Annotated in this window: 20 protein-coding genes; 11 read left to right on the top strand and 9 right to left on the bottom strand. The window is 64.9% G+C overall.

The window, feature by feature from the left end; genetic code table 11:
• Positions 1-776: 776 nt before the first annotated feature.
• From ACZYZ5_RS11230 to ACZYZ5_RS11205, 6 genes are all read left to right on the top strand, one after another.
• On the top strand, positions 777-1,739 hold the full coding sequence (locus ACZYZ5_RS11230; protein ID WP_463901804.1) for a helix-turn-helix transcriptional regulator: 963 nt from the start codon (positions 777-779) through the stop codon (positions 1,737-1,739).
• Positions 1,732-2,595: an SDR family oxidoreductase gene (locus ACZYZ5_RS11225; protein ID WP_463901803.1), complete on the top strand. Its 864-nt coding sequence runs from the start codon at positions 1,732-1,734 to the stop codon at positions 2,593-2,595. The genes ACZYZ5_RS11230 and ACZYZ5_RS11225 overlap by 8 nt, the downstream gene beginning before the upstream one ends.
• Positions 2,596-2,758: 163 nt before the next feature.
• Positions 2,759-3,739: an aldo/keto reductase gene (locus ACZYZ5_RS11220; protein ID WP_463901802.1), complete on the top strand. Its 981-nt coding sequence runs from the start codon at positions 2,759-2,761 to the stop codon at positions 3,737-3,739.
• Positions 3,740-3,929: 190 nt separating this feature from the next.
• Positions 3,930-4,769 (top strand): IS110 family transposase, encoded by an 840-nt coding sequence (locus ACZYZ5_RS11215; RefSeq protein WP_463901801.1) that lies wholly within the window; start codon positions 3,930-3,932, stop codon positions 4,767-4,769.
• A complete protein-coding gene (locus tag ACZYZ5_RS11210; RefSeq protein ID WP_463901800.1) occupies positions 4,762-4,917 on the top strand; it encodes a hypothetical protein in 156 nt (51 codons plus the stop codon). Before ACZYZ5_RS11215 ends, ACZYZ5_RS11210 begins: the two co-directional genes overlap by 8 nt.
• A gap of 1,013 nt (positions 4,918-5,930) precedes the next feature.
• Entirely contained in the window at positions 5,931-6,143 is a 213-nt protein-coding gene (locus ACZYZ5_RS11205) for a cyclophilin-like fold protein (RefSeq protein WP_463901799.1), read from the top strand.
• A gap of 151 nt (positions 6,144-6,294) precedes the next feature.
• On the opposite strand, the gene arr is transcribed toward ACZYZ5_RS11205, so the two are convergent.
• The 9 genes from arr to ACZYZ5_RS11160 all read right to left on the bottom strand — a co-directional run bounded on the left by arr (position 6,295) and on the right by ACZYZ5_RS11160 (position 14,480).
• A complete protein-coding gene (arr, locus tag ACZYZ5_RS11200; RefSeq protein ID WP_463901798.1) occupies positions 6,295-6,705 on the bottom strand; it encodes an NAD(+)--rifampin ADP-ribosyltransferase in 411 nt (136 codons plus the stop codon).
• Between the two features lie 494 nt (positions 6,706-7,199).
• Entirely contained in the window at positions 7,200-7,601 is a 402-nt protein-coding gene (locus ACZYZ5_RS11195; RefSeq protein WP_463901797.1) for a cupin domain-containing protein, read from the bottom strand.
• Positions 7,602-7,609: 8 nt separating this feature from the next.
• Positions 7,610-7,942: a carboxymuconolactone decarboxylase family protein gene (locus tag ACZYZ5_RS11190; RefSeq protein ID WP_463901796.1), complete on the bottom strand. Its 333-nt coding sequence runs from the start codon at positions 7,940-7,942 to the stop codon at positions 7,610-7,612.
• A 53-nt stretch (positions 7,943-7,995) separates the two neighbouring features.
• Complete coding sequence (locus ACZYZ5_RS11185) at positions 7,996-9,420, bottom strand: Na+/H+ antiporter (RefSeq protein WP_463901795.1); 1,425 nt, start codon at positions 9,418-9,420, stop codon at positions 7,996-7,998.
• A 67-nt stretch (positions 9,421-9,487) separates the two neighbouring features.
• Complete coding sequence (locus tag ACZYZ5_RS11180; protein WP_463901794.1) at positions 9,488-9,850, bottom strand: nuclear transport factor 2 family protein; 363 nt, start codon at positions 9,848-9,850, stop codon at positions 9,488-9,490.
• A complete protein-coding gene (locus ACZYZ5_RS11175) occupies positions 9,847-10,872 on the bottom strand; it encodes an aldo/keto reductase (protein ID WP_463901793.1) in 1,026 nt (341 codons plus the stop codon). The genes ACZYZ5_RS11180 and ACZYZ5_RS11175 overlap by 4 nt, the downstream gene beginning before the upstream one ends.
• A 36-nt stretch (positions 10,873-10,908) precedes the next feature.
• A complete protein-coding gene (locus tag ACZYZ5_RS11170; protein ID WP_463901792.1) occupies positions 10,909-11,790 on the bottom strand; it encodes an aldo/keto reductase in 882 nt (293 codons plus the stop codon).
• A 123-nt stretch (positions 11,791-11,913) separates the two neighbouring features.
• Positions 11,914-12,909, bottom strand: coding sequence for an aldo/keto reductase (locus tag ACZYZ5_RS11165; protein ID WP_463901791.1), 996 nt, complete (start codon positions 12,907-12,909; stop codon positions 11,914-11,916).
• Between the two features lie 119 nt (positions 12,910-13,028).
• Positions 13,029-14,480 (bottom strand): MFS transporter, encoded by a 1,452-nt coding sequence (locus ACZYZ5_RS11160; protein WP_463901790.1) that lies wholly within the window; start codon positions 14,478-14,480, stop codon positions 13,029-13,031.
• A gap of 102 nt (positions 14,481-14,582) precedes the next feature.
• Here ACZYZ5_RS11160 and ACZYZ5_RS11155 point away from each other — a divergent pair, with 102 nt between their 5' ends.
• The 5 genes from ACZYZ5_RS11155 (at position 14,583) to ACZYZ5_RS11135 (ending at position 20,222) form a co-directional block, all read left to right on the top strand.
• Entirely contained in the window at positions 14,583-15,464 is an 882-nt protein-coding gene (locus ACZYZ5_RS11155; protein ID WP_463901789.1) for a helix-turn-helix transcriptional regulator, read from the top strand.
• A complete protein-coding gene (locus ACZYZ5_RS11150) occupies positions 15,461-16,249 on the top strand; it encodes an SDR family oxidoreductase (protein WP_463901788.1) in 789 nt (262 codons plus the stop codon). The genes ACZYZ5_RS11155 and ACZYZ5_RS11150 overlap by 4 nt, the downstream gene beginning before the upstream one ends.
• A 145-nt stretch (positions 16,250-16,394) precedes the next feature.
• Positions 16,395-16,859: a DUF8821 family protein gene (locus ACZYZ5_RS11145; protein WP_463901787.1), complete on the top strand. Its 465-nt coding sequence runs from the start codon at positions 16,395-16,397 to the stop codon at positions 16,857-16,859.
• A 216-nt stretch (positions 16,860-17,075) separates the two neighbouring features.
• Positions 17,076-19,430, top strand: a complete 2,355-nt coding sequence (locus tag ACZYZ5_RS11140; RefSeq protein WP_463901786.1) for an arylsulfatase — start codon at positions 17,076-17,078, stop codon at positions 19,428-19,430.
• 234 nt (positions 19,431-19,664) lie between these two features.
• A complete protein-coding gene (locus ACZYZ5_RS11135; RefSeq protein WP_463901785.1) occupies positions 19,665-20,222 on the top strand; it encodes a GAP family protein in 558 nt (185 codons plus the stop codon).
• Positions 20,223-20,289 lie beyond the last annotated feature (67 nt).

Genomic DNA, 20,289 nt, shown 5'->3' with positions numbered 1-20,289 from the left:
AATCCTGAGGCGAAGGAAGAAGGGCCTCCTCCTCGACATCAAACTTCCGTTCGATCTCAACAACGCGTGTCGCGGACATACCGAAATTCTACGTCCCGCGCTCTGGCGCCGGGCATGACGGCACGAAAGCCGTCCCTGCGGGCACCTACTGGGCATGAAACGCTGTGGGCCCCTACGGCGCCCATTCTTCTCGGTGACCGTTGCGGCCTGCCGGCTCCTTCTCTTGACGACCAGAGTGTCGCCCGCCCGGACAGCCGCTAGGGCTTCGTTCAGTCCCGGCCGTCCCGTTCCTTCCGGTCACGCCGTGGTCACCATTGATGAGTCCCTCGAGGGCGCCCAGACCAGTGAGTGAGCGCCATGCGCAGCGCTGCCAGATCCTGTTCATTGGTGGACCTCCGGGCGTAGCCAACGATCTGCGCGGACCAGAGTGCAACTATCGCGATTGTCCAACCTGAGCGGGACAGTTTGCGGGCGGGGTATTCGCGAATCCAGGATTCCAGTATCTGTATCGGATTTCCCGCAGTGCCAGTCCGGGCGGATGGTGTCGCGGTGAGGGCCGGCATGCGGAACGCAGTGAGGTGTTTTGCCAAGGCGGCGCGGTGAGCGCTCTCGGATATCCACAGCTCGGCAACGAACACCGTGTCGGTTGGTGGTCGATAATCCCCATTTCATAAAGGAGACATCCAATTTATGAGGGTCCACACCTGCATCCTCCTCAAGTGGGGGTGTCTGATAGACACTGCCACCGTCGGTCCAGCCTGCGTAGCGTGGTGGATGTGGAAAGAAGAGAAGAAATCCGTGACTTCCTGATCTCGCGGCGCGCGAAGATCACCCCGGAGCAGGCCGGCATCCCCAACTATGGCGAGCTGCGCCGTGTGCCGGGCCTGCGCCGTGAGGAAGTGGCCCAACTCGCCGGGGTGAGCACGGACTACTACACGCGGCTGGAACGCGGCAGCATCCGCGGCGTATCGGACTCAGTGCTCCACGCTGTGGCTTCCGCCCTACAGCTGGATGAGGCAGAGCGGACGCATCTGATGGACCTCGCGAGGACGGTCAACACGCCGCCCCGGCGTACGGCGCGCCGGCCACCACAGCACCGGGTCCGTCCCGGAGTATTGCGTTTGCTGGACGGGATGACCGGAGCGGTCGCCATGGTGCAGAACGGACGTTCGGACGTACTGGCTGCCAACCTCTTGGGCCGCGCGCTATACGGGCCAGTATTCGAGTCGGCAGCAGCTGCTGGTCCGGAGACTCCGGCCCAGCTGCCGAACCAGGCGCGCTACCTTTTCCTCGATCCGGGCGCCGGGGACTTCTACCCCGATTGGCCAGCAATCGCCGCCACCACGGTGGCGATGCTGCGCTCGGAAGCGGGCAGGAACCCGCACGACCGGGCGCTGAACGAGCTCGTCGGCGAGCTGACTACACGCAGCGGACTGTTCGCCGCGTTGTGGGCCGGCCATGACGTACGGATCCACACCACGGGAACCAAGAGCTTCCACCACCCGGTCGCGGGGGACTTGTCGCTGCAGTTCGAGACACTTCACTTTCCCGGCGATGAGGGTCAGACCCTGTTCACCTTCACCGCTGAGCCGGGCTCCGCATCCGAACATGCGCTGGCATTCCTCGCCAGCTGGGCCGCATCCCCGCTCGAACAACCACCACCAGCGGATCTTCCCCCGGATCTGCGCTCCCACGCGCGGCCCGGAACATCAAAACCAGGAAAGACAGAACATGACTGAACAAAACCACGCCAGGACCGAGCAGAAGGTCTGGTTCATCACGGGCGCAGGCCGCGGCATGGGCACCGACATCGCCAAAGCGGCCCTGGCCGCCGGACACGCGGTGGTCGCCACCGGACGCAACCCGGAAAAGGTCACCCTGGCCGTGGGCGCGAGCGAGAACCTGCTGGCCGTCAAGCTCGACGTCACCGATCCTTCAGCGGCGGAGGCGGCCGTGCAGGCCGCCGTCGAACGCTTCGGCCGCATCGACGTGCTTGTCAACAACGCCGGCAACTTCTACGCCGGCTTCTTCGAGGAAATCACCCCGCAGGACTTCCGGAGACAAATCGAAACCACCATGTTCGGACCCATGAACGTCACCCGCGCGGTCCTGCCGGTCATGCGGGCCCAGCGCTCAGGCCTCGTCGTCACTATCTCCTCCACCGCCGGCATCGTCGGCGGGGAGTTCCTGACCGCCTACGCCGCATCCAAGTTCGGCGTGGAGGGCTGGGCCGAGTCCCTGGCCCCGGAAGTCGCCCCGTTCGGCATCCGCACCATGATCGTGGAACCGGGATTCTTCCGAACCGAGCTCCTCACCCCGGAATCCACCAGCTACGCCGCATCCACCATCGAGGACTACGCCGAGCGCACCCGCCAGACGGTCACTGCCTGGAAGGGCATGAACGGCCTGCAGGGCGGGGACCCGGCAAAACTTGCCGACGCCCTCATCCAACTGGCCAAGCTGGATGAACCGCCGCTGCGCTTCGCTGCCGGGGCCGACGCCGTCGGAGTCTTCGAGACCAGGTCCAAGGAACTCCACGCCCAGGCCGACACCCACCGCGAGCTCTCCAGCAACCTCGCCCACGAGGACGCCTGACCTCCCTATCGGCGCCGGCCGCGTCCCAGAGCCCACGGCGCCGGCCGACCAGTTCAAGCAACTCCCACAACACTTCCGTGGGACGCACATGGCTAGCGCCTGTCCAAAAACCGGCCACAGCCGACGTCCCAAGCATGAGAACCACACCGAAAGGAAATACGACATGAAGAACGCACGCCTCGGAGGCCTGGAGGTCTCCCGCATCGGACTCGGAGCCATGACCATGGCCGGTACGTACACCAGCGAGGGCGCCCTGGATAACGCGGAGTCGACTCGCACAATCCACCGTGCGCTCGAGCTCGGGGTCACCCACATCGACACCGCGGAGATCTACGGGCCGTTCCTGAGTGAGGAGATCGTCGGCCAGGCCATCAAGGGACGCCGCGACCAGGTCAAGATCGCCACGAAATTCGGCTTGGTCTCCCATTCCGGCGGTGGTCCCGGCGTGATCGACAGCAGCGCGGCGAACGTGAAGGCCGCCGTCGAGGGCTCGCTCAAGCGCCTCGGCACCGACCACATCGATCTGTACTACCAGCACCGGATCGACCGGGACACCCCGATCGAGGAGACCGCCGGCGCGGTCTCGGACCTGATCGCCGAGGGCAAGGTGCTGCACTTCGGGCTGTCCGAAGCCTCTCCGGAGACCATCCGCCGGGCACACGCCGTGCAGCCGGTCTCGGCGCTGCAGACGGAGTACTCGCTGTGGACCCGCGACGTGGAGGCGGAGATCCTGCCACTGTTGCGCGAACTCGGCATCGGCTTCGTCCCGTACTCACCTCTCGGACACGGCTTGCTGACCGGCCAGATCCGCTCTGTCGACGACTTCTCCGACGACGACTGGCGCAAAACAAACCCCCGGTTCACGGGCGAGAACTTCCGCCGCAACCTCGCGATCGTCGACGAGGTGAAGGCCATCGGCGCCGAGATCGGCGCGACCCCCGGACAGACCGCCCTCGCATGGCTGCTGACCCGCGGGAACGACATTGCCCCGATCCCCGGCACCCGCCGGGTCACCCGGGTGGAGGAGAACACCGCGGCCGACGGCATCGAACTCACCGGTGACCAGCTGGAGCGGCTGAACGCCCTCCGGCCCGCCGCGGGGGAACGCCACGACGAGGCCAACATGGCCTCAATCGACCGCTGATTTTGTGTCGATCATGCAGGGCGACGACCCGAAATCGGCCTCCGTTCTAATCTCGCCCCGCTGATATGAGTTGAGTTACTCCTTCCCAAACACCTCCGGAGATGTCAGGACGGGATGTATCAGATTCCCTTGGGGGGCCCCCGGGCGGGTTGATCCGCGGGTCCTCCCGATACCTTCGGAGGTGTTCGTTATGTCTGTTCAGGCCGCGGTCTCCACTGATTTTCCTGTGGTTGTGGCTGTGGATGTCGGCAAGGCGGTGGTTGCGTTGTCGGTCACCGATGCGGGCCGGCACCGCTTGTTGGGTCCGGTGGACTTTGAGATGACAGGGCCGGGCCTGGCGGGGGTCCTCGCGTTGATCAGAAGCAGACTGGCAGGTGCGGATGTTCCGGTGAAAGTCGGGATCGAGGCTGCCGGGCACTATCACCGGCCGCTGCTGGGACCGTCTGTGTGGCCTGCAGGCTGGCAGGTGCTCGAGTTGAATCCGGCGCATGTCGCCGAACAGCGCAGGGTCCAGGGGCGCCGGCGGGTCAAGACCGATGCCCTGGATCTGGAGGCGATCACGGAGCTGGTGCTGGCCGGCCGCGGGATCACGGTCACTGCCCGTGAGGCGGTGATCGGTGAGCTGGGTGCGTGGGCCGCGCACCGGACCCGCCGGGTCCAGGCGCGGACCGCAACAAAGAACCAGCTGCTGGGCCAGCTGGACCGGGCGTTCCCCGGACTGACCCTGGCCCTGCCCGACGTCCTTGGCACCAAGGTCGGCAGGCTCGTGGCCGCTGAATTCGCCGACCCGAAGCGGCTCGCGGCGCTGGGGGCGGGCCGCTTCGTCCGGTTCGCGGCCGTCCGCGGCCTCCAGGTCCGCCAACCGCTGGCCGAACAGTTGGTCGAGGCCGCCCGCGACGCGCTGACGACCGCCGATGCTGCGGTGGCGAGACGTGTGTTGGCCGCGGATCTGGCGCTGCATCAGCAGGGAAGGCAGCGTGGCGCTGCGACGGGCCCTGATCGATCTCGGCATGGGTCTGTGGTTGGCTGACCCGCCCAGCCGGGCCTACGCCGCCGGGCTCAAGGCCCGGGGAAAGAAGGGCGGTGTCCTCGCCTGCGCGATGGCGCACCGCGCCACCCGTATCGCGTATGCCATGGTCCGGGACGGGGCCGCGTACGACCCCGCCCGCTGGGTGTGAACACGCCCCCACCTTTTCCGGGCACTGGCTGTCCCCGGCCGCGGCGCACCATGAGGCCAGCCGGGAAAGCCCCCCGGTTCCGGACTCGAAGGAGGTGGCACGACAGCCCTTCACAACCCGAGCCGACGGTGAGACGCTGGAACCGACGAAGGGCCGGACCAGACGCCGCCTCCGCTATGGCGGACGCTCACGCGTTACGCCGCGCCTAGCTTGGCGCCCGGCCCTTCGCCCCGGCCGCAGCCCGAACGACGCCAGATGACCCGGAGAATTGCCCGAGGTCGGATAAGTCAGCGTGGGCGCGGACCCGGAACCACCCCCGGCCCAGCCAACAAACCATCAGCCGCCCACACCCACTTACGAACGCCCCCCGCCCCCGAGGCGCGCACTGCCGTGCCCCCGTCCATGGACTTGACACGACCTATAGCCAGCTAGGCGCACGGCCCAAACCGCGGATGGGCATCCCGTGAGGCCTGCTGGACCGCGGCACGAGCATCCCAGGCAGGCGCCAACGCCGGCTGACAGCTAACCAGCACGAGGGGGCGCGGATGCCCGATCCGCGCCCCCTCTCCGCGTCCGCTTCCGGTCGCAAGCCCGCGGCACTCTCCCAGGAAACAGGAAGTCCATGACCAACTGTCGCACTCTGGGGGCTGGGCATCGCCGCGGGCGCGGCCGTCGGAGGCCTCACCCTCGCCTCCTTCGGCGTCGCCACCATCCCACTGGCCGCCATCGCCTTCGTCGCCGGGTCGATCATCATTGCCACGACCCTTCGAAACACCATCCGCAACGCGACCCCACCAGCCGCTGGGGCAGGGACAGCCCTGCCCCAGACACCACCGAAGGAGGACTGACCATGAAAAAAGGCAATCACACTGCTGATCGGAACGGCCGCGGTTCTCGCCCTTGCCGCTTGCTCCTCCGAGTCAACATCGACGCAGACCACATCGCCCTCGTCGACAATCACGGCCACAACGCCCGCGGCGGTCGCATCTTCGCATGCCTCCAACGCAGAGCAGGTGGCCGGTGCCACGCCGATCACCATCACGATCGACGGCACCGCCATCGCCGCGACGCTCAACGACTCCGATGCCGCCCGCGACTTCATCGAATCGATGCCCGTCATGGTGCCCTCGATCCGGAACGCCGGCATCGAGTATTTCGGGGCAGTCGCCTCCCGGCTCACAGAAACCGGGCCCTTCCGAGTCGGGCCGATTAGCTCCAGGGGGTAGCTGGGACTCAATCGAACAAGCCCCCGTGGGCCGTCAGGGCAACGGTAGTTCTGTCATGGGCCAAGTCCGAGCTGACGGCGGTGATCCCTGGTGAGGTCGCCCTCTCAGGGGTACGCATACGTTCTATGCTCTTGCAGGAGCGTGATCCTCGTCAGTTGATGATTTCGCCTCGCTCGTCCGCACGGAGTGCTGCCAGGCGTTCTTTCCAAGCCTGTAGCGCCTCGGGCGCCAGTCGTGTCCAATCGGTGACTTCGCCGACGACCCTGAGCGGGGCACTGCTGCGATATGACCGGGTGGGGTTGCCGGGGAATTTCTTGTCCGTCACGTTCGGGTCGTCCTCGAATGCCCCGGTCGGCTCGACGGCGTAGACGCGCGGGGCGCCGTCACCCGCCGCGAGTTCCGCAGCGAGTCCCGCACCGTTCGGAAGAGCGGTGAAATAGATGTGATTCATCACGACTTCGGGACGGTAGTTCGACCTGAAGCCTGCCCTAAGGAGGTCACCGTCCCGGAGGTCGGCTTTCGTGCCGTGAAAGAACGGACCCTCGTCCAGCGGTTGGCTCACAGCTACAGCCTAAGCCGACGACTTCGTCGAATAGCCTCCGGGAGGTAGATGCCGTGAATATCCTTCAGGCGGGTAGGTTGTTCCGGGCTGTGAGCGAAGCCTCTGCTCCCCGCCGGGTTCAGTCGTGTACGGGGTTCGACGGCGCTGCAGCGGGTGGATCTGCCAGTACTAACAAGCGCCGCATCCCTTCGACGTAGGGTGCGGCGCTCTGGAACGGTAAATGTGAAGTGGCACCTTGCGCACACCCTGGGCTTCGGACCGGGTCGTACTCGTTCCGGACTGGGCCGGATTGCGGTGTTGCTGCTTACAACTTCGTGGCCGAGCGCTTGGAACTGCATGACTTGCGCGACGACGCGGCGCGCCGGGTTGGGAGGGCGGCAACATCATGGCCTGTGGGCCGATGTTTGCGGAAAGCTGTCTCCAAGCAGTGAACCGGCACGCCAATCAGAAACGCAACCCCCGAGCGTCCCGGGCTGGTCAATGGTGTCCGCTGGTTAGCGGCCGTTGTATTCGTCGTCGGTGATGTGCTCGCCCCAGATGGTGGTCTTGGACGGGTCCTCGGCGTTTTGGAGCATGGCGATGTGTTCCATGAAGCAGCCCGGAGCCGCGGCGTGCCAGTGCTCCTCGCCGGGCGGGGTGTACAGAGTCTGTCCGGGGTGGACCTCGATGATGGTGCCGTCGCGGCCGCCGAAACGGGCCACACCCTGGGTGACGCGCAGGTACTGGCCGTGCACGTGGGAGTGCCAGGCGGTGCGGGCGCCGGGAGCGAACCGGACGGTCGCGACGACCATCGTCTGGCCGGACTCGTGGGGCAGGGCGATCGGGTCTAGCCAGACGTCGCCGGCGAACTGGGCCGCCGGGTTCTTCGAGGTGGGGACGGTGGGTTCGATATTCATGATGTTCCTTACTTGGTGTCGGTGAAGACTTGTTTGGCTACGCCCATCGCACCCATGCCCTTGGGCCAGCCGGCGTAGAGCGTGACGTGGGTGATGGCTTCGATGAGCTCCTCCTGGGTCACACCGTTCTCTATGGCGCGACCCAGGTGGAAGCCCAGCTGGTCGGTGTTCCCGCCGGCGGTGAGTACGGCTACCGTGATGAGGCTGCGATCACGTGCGCTCAGTTCGGGCCGGTTCCAGACGTCCTCGAAGAGCACGTCGTCGGTGAGCTCGGCGAGCTTCGGAGCGAAGTTGCCGAACATCTTTCGGCCGCCGCCGAGCTGCTTGGGCTGGTCAGTCATGATGATCCTTCTTTCGATTTGAACTCTGAAGTGGTCGGTTGGTCCGAAGACCCTCAGTCGATGATTTCGACGCCGGTCGGGCGTTGTTCTTCGACATCAAGCCTGGTCTGAAGTCGCCGGGCGACGGTGTCATCGACCGTGCCAGCGAGGCGGAGCCCCAGGAGTGCTTCGCGTTTCTTGCCGAGTACGGCTTGGCGGAGTGTGATTTCCTCAGCGATGGCCAGCTCGGCCAGGCGGAGTTCTTCATCTTCAGGTTCATCGGGAAGCTTGGCCCAGCGGACTACCGCAGGCAGTAACGGTCCCTGGACGAGCATGGTCAGCACGATGACGCCGGCAGTGATGAAAATGATGTCCTCGCGTCCGGGGAGCGGGCTGCCGTCATTGAGTGCCGATGGCACGGACAGCGCGATCGAGAGGGAAACTGCCCCGCGGAAGCCGGCAATGGAGCTGACGACCCGGGCCCGGTAGGTCATCCGGCGCTGGCGTTGGGAGGGGCGCCTGTCCAGAATTCGGATGACGGCGATGCTCACGGTTTGGAACACGAACCGGATGATGATGAGGACCAGCCAAACGGCAACCGTGGACAGCAGAAGCCGTCCCACGTCACGGGGGTTGATCTGGTGCACGGCAGCCTGCACCTGAAGACCGACGAGAACGAACAAGGCGCCGTTTAAAAGGTAGGAACCGAGAGGCCATGCGGACTCGGTCTGGCGACGCGATGCTGCCGTGCTGATCCGGCTGGAGGTGAAGGAGATAATCAACCCGGCGACAACAACGGCCAGCACGCCCGACGCTTCAACCGCTTCGGCGAGCAGGAAAGCAGCGAACGGGGTGATGAGCAGGGCAATGTTGATGATGAGCGGGTCGCGTACACGGACCAAGAGCAGGTAGGCCGCGCCTGCGACCAGGATTCCGGCGACCGCCCCACCAACATAGGAGAGGACGAACAGGCCGGCGATCTTGACCGGGGTGTAGCTGCCGCCCAGTGCCGCACCCACGGCGATGGCGTACAGCACCAGGGCCGTACCGTCATTAGTCAGACTCTCGGCCTTGAGCAGCATGAAGTTCCGGCGCGGCAGCATCCGTCCGAGCGCTGCGACCGCCGTCGCGTCCGGAGGAGCCAGGGCCGCGCCGAGTATAAGTGCGGCACTCCATGGCAGACCAAGGAGGTTCGCCACACCTGCCACTGCGAGAGCGGTGGCAACCACCAGCAGAGTGCTGAGCAAAACGATGCCGCGCAGGTCCCGCCGGATCGACCGGAGTGAGGTGGTCAGGCTCTCCCAGAACAGCATGACCGGCAGGAAGATCAGCAGCACTGTCTCCGGTGGAAGCTCAATTTGTCGCAGCTGCGGGACGAAACCGAGGACAAGGCTGAAAACCAGCAGCAGCAAGGGAGCGGCCACCCGGAGTCTGGGAGCCAGGATCGCACCCGCGAGCACGGTCACGCCCAGGAGTACAACGGTTTCCAGGCCCTCCACGACGTCTCCTTTCGATCTGTGTGCGCTATTGCTCCCGCCCGAAGGACGGGTTGTGATAGTCGGGTTGCTACCAGGTTGATGCGACTGTGCGTGTTATGACCCATTCGTGGCCGCGGGGTTCGAACCAGGAGCGCAGCGTCAGTCGCCAGGTGGCCCTGGATCCCCAGATTGTGGCGTCGGTGAGTGTTCGGGCTGTCAGCGCGGTCAAGGTGCCCTCCGAGCTGAGGGTGGTCTCGACGGTTTCCATCCGGTGGTACTGCATCTGGCCCGTTGCGATGTCTTCAAGCCATTCCGCCTTGGCCTGCGCATATCCGGTCATGTGCGTAAGGGTGTATTCGTCAGCGAGGATGGCGTCCAGCTCTGCCACGTCCCGGGCCACCATCGCCTCGAACAACGCGCTGTGGAGCTCTTCCAGGGCCGCGGCGGTCACGGCTGTGTCCGTCGTCGTGCCTGCGCTGTGAGTTCATGTGCCCCGTAGCTGTTGTCGTCAGGGTTGACGGTCACTCCGGGCGCGACGAGCTGGTCGATGCGGTCCAGCACATCGGTGCTCAGTTTGACGTCCGCGGCGGGCAGATAGGACTCCAGCTGTTCCATGGTGCGCGGCCCGACGATGGCGGACGTAACGCCGGGGTGGTTGATCACGAACGCGAGGGCCAGCTCGATGAGGGACAGTCCCGTTTGTTCGGCGAGCTGGGCGAGTTCTTCGACGATGTCGAGCTTGCGCTGGTTCGCCGCGCTTGTCATATCGAACCGGACGCTCGGTCGTGCGGAGGAGGTGGGTGCGGACACTGCGTCCTTTCGCCAGCGCCCTGAGAGCCACCCGCCGCCGAGCGGGCTGTAGGTGAGGGTGCCCATGCCGTGGCGTTGCACCGTCGGGAGGATGTCTTCCTCGATGCCGCGGACCAGGATCGAGTAGGGCGGCTGCTCGGTGACGAACCGCTCCAGGTTGCGGTCCCGGGACGCCCATTGGGCTTCCACGATCTGGGCTCCGGAGTATGACGAGGAGCCGATGTAACGTACCTTGCCTTGGCGGACGAGGTCGGTGAGGGCGCCGAGGGTCTCTTCGACGTCGGTGTCGGGGCTGGGCCGGTGGACCTGGTAGAGGTCGATGCAGTCGGTGTTCAGCCGGCGGAGGGAGTTTTCGACTTCGCGGATGATCCAGCGGCGGGATCCGCCGCGCTGATTTGGATCTTCGCTCATGGGCATGAAGAACTTCGTGGCAAGGAACACGTCATCACGCCGGCCTTCCAGTGCCTCGCCGACGATTTCCTCGGATGCCCCACCGGAGTAGACATCGGCGGTGTCGATGAAGTTGATGCCGGCGTCGAGGGCGTGGTGGATGATTCGGATGGAATCGGCGGTGTCCTTGTTGCCCCAGGGGCCGAACATCATCGCACCCAGGCACAAGGGACTGACCTGCACACCGGTGCGGCCGAGGGGACGGTATTCCATGATGGCTCCTTCTCTCTGTCTTAGGCTTCGGAGGTCTTAGGCTTCGGGGATGACCATGGCGAAGCGTTCCTCGCGGGCCTCGTCCGGGTCCGGACCGTTGCGGTTGCCGGTGTTGAGCGAATCGATGGCGGTGAGTTCATCAGGACTGAGTTCGAAGTTGAACACGTCGAAGTTTTCGGCGATGCGTGCCGGGTTCGTCGATTTCGGGATGGCTGAGCGGCCCTGCTGCAGGTGCCAGCGGAGCATGACCTGCGCGGGACTCTTGCCGTAGGCCCGTGCGATGGTGGCGATTGTCGGGTCCTCCATGACGTTCCGGCGGTCCTGGCCCCACCCTGGGTAGAAGGTGATCCCTCCGATCGGTGACCAGGCCTGGGTGAGGATCCCGTGCTGGGCGTCGGCTGCCTGTACGTCGGGCTGGGTGAAGTAGGGGTGCAGTTCGACCTGGTTCACGGCCGGGACGACGTCGGTCGAGTCGAGCAGTTGCTTCAGGTGGTGGGGCATGAAGTTGCTGACACCAATCGCCTGCACGCGCCCGTCAGTAAGTAGGGTCTCCAGCGCCTTGTATGCGGCGATGGTTTTTTCGAACCGGTCGGGGGCGGGCTGGTGCAGGATGAACAGGTCCAGGTAGTCCACACCGAGCTTGCCGGTCGCTTTGTCCCAGGCGTGCAAGGTCTGGTCGTAGCCGTAGTCACTGACCCAGACCTTGGTCTCGATGAACACCTCCGAACGGTCCAGGCCCGAGCTGCGGATGCCCTTCCCGACCTCCCGCTCGTTGCCGTACGCGGCCGCCGTGTCGATATGCCGGTAGCCGGTTGCCAGAGCGGCCTCGACCGCGGCCGTGGTCTGCTCGAGGGCGCTTTGGAAGACACCCAGGCCAAGAGCTGGCATCGTGATGCCGTTGTTGAGAGTAAGTTTCATGTCCATGCCTTTCACGGTATTCAGAGGTGCGCAGTTGTGGGAGGGCACATCATTACCTCTATCGAGCGGAGGCGGCCCGGCGAGGGGTGTCGCCCGTCGGTCGTTGCCCCCGGACCGGCCGGGTTAGCGGTCGCGGTCGATCGCGGCGTCAAGGTCAGCCGAGAGCGGTGCACCGACGAGGTCGAGGGCGGCGAGGGCTTCGTCGATTTGCCGGAGGTCGTGCGCGGTGAGCTCGAGGTCGGCTGCGGGGAGGTTGTCGTCCAGGTGCGCGATGCGGGTGCCACCGGGGATCGGCACGACCCACGGTTTCTGGGCCAGCAGCCAGGCCAGTGCGATCTGAGCCGGGGATGCGTCCTTTTCGGCGCTGAATTGCTTGAGGAAGTCGACGAGGGCGAAGTTCGCCTCGAGCGCCTCCGGGGTGAAACGCGGGAAGTCGGCGCGGAGGTCATCCGGATTATCAAACCGCATTTCCCGTGTGATGCCCCCGGTGAGGAATCCCTGCCCGAGAGGTCCCCAGGCGACCAGTCCGATCCCGAGCTCCTCACAAACCCTGAATTTCCTGGTCTCCGGCTCCCGCATCCACAGCGAGTAGTGGTCCTGGATGACGGCAACTGGTTGGACGGCGTGGGCCCGGCGGATGCTTGTTTCGCTCGCTTCCGACAGTCCGAAGTGACGCACTTTGCCCTCGGTAACGAGTTCCTTCACGGTGCCCGCGACGTCCTCCATTGGAACGTTTGGGTCGACCCGGTGCTGGTAGAGCACGTCGATGTGGTCGGTGCGCAGCCGGCGCAGTGAGGCGTCGACGACTTCCCGAATGTGTCCGGGGCGGCTGTTGAGTCCGACTGTTTCGCCGTTCCTGTTGATGTCGAACCCGAACTTGGTCGCTACCAGAACGTCGTCGCGTATTGGCTGCAGCGCTTCGCCGACGAGTTCCTCGTTGACGTAGGGGCCGTATCCTTCGGCGGTGTCGAAAAGGGTGACGCCGCGTTCGGCGGCGGACCGTATGACGGCTAGTGCTTCCGTCCGGTCGGTGGCGGGGCCGAGGCCGAAGCTCAGGCCCATGCAGCCGAGGCCGATGGCCGAGGTCTCAAGGCCGTCGCCGAGTATGCGTGTTTTCATGGGAGTTTTCCTTTGTGTTGTTGAAGGCGCGGGTCGAAGGGAATGAAAGCTTGTACTTCAGCACGCAGAAGAAGTGGTCCTAGTGGCTGCAGAACCTGGGGACTAGGCTCTCCCGCAGCTCAGCGGACGCGCTCGGCCTCCGGTACGGGAACGGCCATCCGGGGTGCCCTGGTGCGGCGGGCAGCCAAGTCTGCGGGCAGAATGAGGGCCGCGGTGACGGCCAAGGCAAGGAGCAGGAGGACACTGCCTGTAGTTAGGGCGACACTGACCTCGGCGGCCAGGTGCGCTACGGCAGAACCAGTGGTCGGGAGGGTGGCTGCGGCAGCGACCGCGATGCCAAGCCCGAGGCAGGTGCCCACCTGATGGAAGGTGTTTACCAGGCCCGATGCGGCGCCGGCGTCGGAGGCGGAGGCGCCGATGATGCCGAACGAGGTCAGCGGCGCAAACGCGAGGCCTTGACCGGCGCCTATGAGGATCATGGGCAGAGCCACCTCGGTCAGGTATGCGGAGTCGACTCCGACTCGGCTGAGCCAGAACATCCCGGCAAGGGTGAACATGATGCCGGCCACGAGTGGAACCGAGCCCGGTATCTGCCTTATGAGACGCGGGATGCTCATCGCGACAGCGAAATTCACGGCAGTCATGGGCAGGAATCCGATGCCTGCCTGCAACGGGTCAAAGCCGAGCACTTCCTGCAGGTACTGGGTGGTGAAGAAGAAGAATCCGATCATCGCGCCCAGGTACAGGAAGCGGGCAACGTAGGCGCCGGTGCGACGGCGGCTCGCGAACAGCAGCAGCGGCATGATCGGCTGGGCCGCCCTGCGCTCGATCAGTACGAACACGACCAGGAGCACGACGCCGGCGCTGACGGCTGTGACCGTAACCGGGGAAGTCCACCCGGTGTCGACTGTGTTGATGATCCCGAACACGAGCGCGCCGACACCCAATGTGGCGCTGAGCGCGCCGAAAACGTCGAAGCGTCCGCTGGCCCGGCCTGTTTCCGGGATGAACCGCGGCGCGAGTGCGATCATCGCGGCGCCGATGGGTACGTTGACGAAGAAGCCGGCCCGCCAGGAGATCCAGTGCGCCAGCGCCCCGCCGATGACCAGGCCAAGGCTGGCTCCAATCCCTGCGGTAGCACCGTACAAAGCGACGGCCCGGGTGCGCTCACGGCCCTCCGGGAAGCTGGCCGTGAGCAGGGACAGTGAGGCGGGCGCGACGATCGCAGCCCCGATGCCCTGGACCGCGCGGCCGGCGATCGCCCACCAGCCCGCCGGGGCCAGCCCGATCAGCAGGGACGCGATCGAGAACACCACCAGCCCGAACACGAACACCCGGCGGCGCCCGAGCAGGTCTCCTGCCCGGGCGCCGAGGAGCAGAAGTCCGCCGAAGACCAGCGTGTATGCATCCTGGACCCAGGAGAGCTCACCGGTGCTCAGCTGCAGGTCCGACTGCAGGCTCGGCAGGGCAGTGAAGATGACCGAGTTGTCCAGCAGGATCATGAAGTAGCTGATCAGGATGATCGCCAGGATCGCCGCCGGGTGGGGAGCGGTTGCGGGTGCAGGTTTCATGCTTTCAATGCAACCTTGATTCCTTACCGGCCGGGAGTCACTGCCGTTCCGGGTAACGCCAGTCCCTCCCTCGTCCCTTCGACCGCGCGTAGCGTGGAAGCCATGACACACAGCGACGACGTGCGGAAGTTCTTGACCTCCCGCCGCGCAAGGATCACGCCAGACGAGGCCGGGCTGCCGGTCTATGGCGGCAACCGGCGGGTTACCGGGCTGCGCCGGGAGGAAGTCGCCATGCTCGCCGGGATGAGCATCGATTACTACATACGCCTTGAGCGGGGAAACCTCTCCGGCGCCTCGGACAGCGTCCTTGAAGCCCTCGGGCGTGCCCTGAAGCTCGACGACGCCGAAACGGCCCACCTTTTTGACCTTGCCCGCGCCGCCACCGCCTCCCCCCGTGTGCGGCGCAAGCGCAGCCCGCAGACGGTGCGGCCGAGCGTGCAACGCGTCATCGATGCAATCACGACGGCGCCGGCCTGGGTCCGCAACGACCGCGGAGATGTCCTGGCCGCCAACGAACTGGGCCGTGCCCTGTATCTGGACATGATGGCAGAGGGGTCCACACCGCCGAACAGCGCACGCTTCACCTTCCTGAACCCGAAAGCGCGGGAGTTCTTCGCCGATTGGGAACGCGCAGCGGACGACGTCGTCGCAGTCTTGCGTTCCACGGCGGGGAAAAATCCCTACGACAAGGACCTCACGGACCTGATCGGTGAACTCTCCACCCGCAGCGAGGAGTTCCGCACGCGGTGGGCCCGTCACGACGTCAAGCACCACCGCACCGGCCGCAAACGGCTCCACCACCCGATCGTGGGTGACTTGGACTTGAGCTTTGAAGCGCTGGAACTCCCAGCAGACCCGGGACTGCGCATCAACGTGTACACAGCAGATCCCGCCACGCCCTCCGAGGACGCACTGAAAGTCCTCGCCAGCTGGGCCGCCACCCAGCGTGAAACGACAAAGCCCGCAGTCAAGGAGAAAAAATGAGCCACCGTCCCTCCACCGTCCTGATCGTCGGTGCCACCGGCAGCATCGGCCGCTACGCCGTGGCCGAGGCGCTGAAACAGGGCTACGCGGTCCGGGCACTCGTGCGCGACCAGGCCCGCGCCGCCCGCCTTCTTCCCGACGGGGTTGACCTGGTGATTGGTGACCTGACCCATCCAGATACTCTCGGCCCGGCTGTCGACGCAGTCGACGCGATCGTGTTCACCCACGGAACCACCACCAGCGAACGGGACGTGCGGGACAACGACTACACCGGCGTAGCCAACGTCCTCAAAGCCTTGGCCGGCCGCCGGACCCGTATTTCCCTCATGACTGCTATCGGCACCACACGACCAGGCGTCGCCTACGCCCAGTGGAAGCTGCGCAGCGAGCGGCTCGTCCGGGCGAGCGGCAACCCCTACACGATCGTGCGGCCCGGCTGGTTCGACTACAACCAACCCGAACAGCGGACGATTGTCACGCTGCAAGGCGACAGGCGACAGTCCGGATCACCCGCCGACGGCGTTATCGCCAGGGACCAGATCGCCCGCGTCCTCATCGACAGCCTTCACATTGACGCCGCCAACCACAAAACTCTCGAACTCATTGCCGAGCACGGACCCGAACAAGACGACCTCACCACCGTCTTCACCTCCCTGACACCAGACCCGGCCGAATCTCTGGATGCGGCCGAAGACATTGTCGACCTCCCCACGGAGAATGAACCCGAAATGTTCCGTGACGACCTCGCCACAATCACAGCAGGGCGCCTCAAAGCCGGGGACTAAATCGGGGGCTCCTGCTCCGCATGACAGGCATGGACCGCTATGAACGCGGATGCCAGGGGTGGCCTGGCAGTACCTGTCACCCGGACGTCGGCGAAAGCATGTCGTCACGTTATCGTTGGTCCATCACATCTGCTCAGGAGGACGCATGCCGTACGTTGTTGACTTCGAGAACGTTTCTACTGTCGGCCTGGAATCGTCTCCGGTCGCCGAGTCGCTTGCTGGGTTACGCGCCAACGAAGCCCGGTACTACCGCAACAAGTACGACCACGTCTTCACCGTTAGCCCGGCGATCGAGGTTCCCGAGGTGGGCGACCGGGTGAGCCGCATCCTAAAGGACGAGCGCGACATTGTCATAGGCTCCCGCCCGCTCGAAGCAACGGCCTTCGAAGTGGACGGTTTGCGGATGGCTTACGTGTTCTACGAGTCGGGGCTGTCGATCAACGTCATGTACAGCATCGAGGACGGCGGGAAGCGCGCGGTCGGATTCAAACTGGCCGAAGGCATGGAGATTCCAGAGGAACTGGCATCACGTTTCAAGTTCGCCCGCCAGAAATCAAAGCTGGCAGGCGTTATCCGCGGCTCCTACTTCGTGATCAAGGGCGAGTACTGATCAGCTGACGTTCCGCGCCCGCTGCCGCCCCCTGGTGCCCGAAATCCGCTGCGGAAACTCATCCCATTATCGCCCGGACTGACAAAGTCAATTAAGAGCCAACAATGGTTCCGCGCCAGTACTTTGGTGAACCGATACGGTGCGTAGACAGGCCTAGGGCACGAGCCTACGATGGGCTTAAGTTGGGGGCTGATCCTAGCCTAGGAAGTCAGCGTCATGGAAGATCATCGTTCAACTGCCGCTTCCCTGCCTGTCCCGGATCGGGGCTACCGCGGTTTCCTGCCCTACGATGCGAAGGATCCGGAGTCGCATTTTGCGCCGATCCAGCCGGCGATGCCGCCGCACGGTGCGCCGAATGTGCTCATCGTCCTGCTGGACGATGTGGGTTTCGGCGCCGCCAGTACTTTCGGCGGTCCCTGCGCAACACCGACCGCCGAGCGGCTTGCCGCCGGCGGTTTGAGATACACCCGCTTCCACACAACGGCGATGTGCTCACCGACCCGGGCGGCGCTGCTGTCGGGACGGAACCACCACTCGGTCGGCATGGGCGGCGTGGCCGACATAGCGACGGCGGCACCGGGCTATACGTCCTCGCGCCCCAATACGGCGGTGCCGCTGGCGGAGATCCTCAGGGTCGCCGGCTACTCGACCGCTCAGTTCGGTAAATGCCATGAGGTCCCGTTCTGGGAGTCGAGTCCGGTGGGCCCCTTCGACCGGTGGCCCACATACTCGGGGTTCGAACACTTCTACGGCTTCATTGGAGGCGAATCCAGCCAGTGGTATCCGAACGTCTTTGAAGGTACGACGCCGGTCGAGGTGGGGTCGCCCGAGTCGGGCTACCATTTCATGGCGGACATGACAGACAAGGCCATCATCTGGATGCGGCAGCAGAAGTCCCTGGCCCCGGACCGGCCGTTCTTCATGTACTTCGCCCCCGGTGCCACGCACGCCCCGCACCACGTGCCGGCGGACTGGATCGCCAAGCAGAAGGGGCGCTTTGACCAGGGTTGGGACGCTGTCCGGGAGGAAACCTTCTCGCGCCAGAAGGAGCTTGGGGTGATCCCCGCCGAGGCCGTCCTGACGGCCCGGCACGCTGAAATTCCCGCATGGGAGGACATGCCGGGGGAGCTCAAGCCCGTGCTGGCACGCCAGATGGAGGTTTACGCGGCGTTCCTTGAATATGCCGATCACCACGTGGGACGCCTGATCGATTCTCTGGAGGCGGACGGCATCCTGGACGACACGCTTGTCTATTACATGGTCGGTGACAACGGGGCCTCCGCGGAGGGCTCGCTCAACGGCACCTTCAACGAGATGACGTACTTCAACAAGGCCAGCGACCTGGAGACTCCGGAATTCCTGATCCAGCATATTGACAAGTTCGGTGGCCCCGAGTCCTTCAACCACTATGCCGTTGGCTGGGCGCATGCCATGGACACGCCTTACCAATGGACCAAGCAGGTCGCCTCGCATTTCGGCGGAACCCGAAACGGCACTATTGTCCACTGGCCTGGCGGGATCAAGGCCCGCGGGGAGATCCGCAACCAGTTCCACCATGTGATCGACATCGCCGCCAGCGTGCTGGAGGTCGTCGGGCTGCCAGAGCCCAACACCATCAACGGTGTCACGCAGAAGTCCTTCGAGGGCACGTCGATGCGCTATTCCTTCGACGACGCCGACGCCGCCGACACGCACACCACCCAGTACTTCGAGATGGGCGGCAACCGCGGCATCTACCACAATGGCTGGACCGCCGTGACATGCCACAGCATCCCGTGGAAACAAGGCCAGGCGCCGGCCTTCGACGACGATGTGTGGGAGCTCTACGACACCAAAACCGACTGGACCCAGTCACACGACCTCGCAGAGGAGCAGCCGGACCGCCTCCACGAGCTGCAGCGGCTTTGGCTCATCGAAGCCGTCCGCTACAACGTGCTGCCGCTCGACGACCGCCTCATGGAGCGGGCGGATGCGGAAGTCGCCGGACGGCCGCGGCTTATTAGGGGAAACTCCCAGCGGCTCTTCCGCGGCATGACGGGCCTGAACGAGCACTCGATCATCAACACCAAGAACAAGTCACACGCCGTCACGGCCGCCGTTTCCATCCCCGAGTCCGGTCCGCGCGGCGTCATCATCGTCCAGGGCGGCACGGGCGGCGGGTGGGCGCTCTTCATGGATGACGGAAAACTCAGCTACTGCTACAACTTCCTGGGCCTCCACGCCACCTACATCACGGCCCCGGAGCCGCTGGCCCCTGGGGCCCACCAGGTCCGCGCGGAATCCGTCTACGACGGCGGCGGACTGGGCAAAGGCGCGAAAATCACACTGTTCGTGGACGGCAACCAGGTAGCGGAAGGGCACCTCGAGCGCACCCATCCGTTCCTGTTCTCGCTGGACGAAACGGCAGACATCGGCATCGATCACGCATCCCCCGTGTCCGACCGCTACGCGGCCGCCGACAGCAGATTCACCGGGGAGATCGAATGGGTGCAGATCGATCTGGGCGATGACAGCCACGATCATCTCATTACCCCCGAGGACCGGATGAACATAGCCATGGCACGGCAGTAGGAGGCGCGGGCACCCGGTTACCATCCAACGCAAGGAAGACCCCGTCCAGGGTGGCCGCGTTCTTCCCCGGGTCACCCATGCGATTCTCCGTGTGACGTGCCAGATTGGTTGTGCAGGAACTGCCTAAGCTGTGGCGTGCTCGTGCCTTGCTGCCTACCACCCACATCCTGACCCGCACACACGTCAGGCGAGCCAAAAATTGTCCTTCGGCGACGGACCCATGTAGGAGAAACGATGCTCGCAGTTATAGGTGAGATCCTGCCGCTGACCCTCGGCATAGCGATCAGCCCCATCCCGATCATCGCTGCCATCCTGATGTTGTTATCGCCCACGGCGCGGGGAACGAGCGTCGGTTTCCTTGTCGGGTGGATCGCCGGCATCCTCGTGGCCGTCTCAGTCTTCGCGTTGCTCTCCTCGGCGATCCCGAAGGAAGATACGGACCAGACCAAGCCGATTGTCGGCGTCGTTCAGTTGGCTCTGGCGGTGCTGATCCTGCTGGTCGGCCTGAAAGAGTGGCGGGGCCGACCCCGGGGAGATGAAGAACCGGCCCTTCCGAAGTGGATGCAGGCCATTGACAGTCTGACTGCTGCGAAGGCACTCGGCCTCGGCCTCCTGCTCGCAGCGGTCAACCCAAAGAACCTCCTGATGGCGATTGCAGCTGGTTTGGCGATCGGTGCGGCCGGGCTGGGCACCGGATCGGCCACCGTTGTTATGTGCATATCTGCCGATCGGCCATGGATGAGTGAAGGGAGCAGTTGCCGTGCACCAGGAAGTTGCCTACGCGGTTGCTGACAATTGCGTACGTCCCGCACACGCGTCCGACCATCCCAGCCGGCGGACCGGGTGGATTCCAAAATTA

This window comes from Pseudarthrobacter ribosi (assembly GCF_055412865.1).
This window is presented reverse-complemented; position numbering and strand designations above follow the sequence as displayed.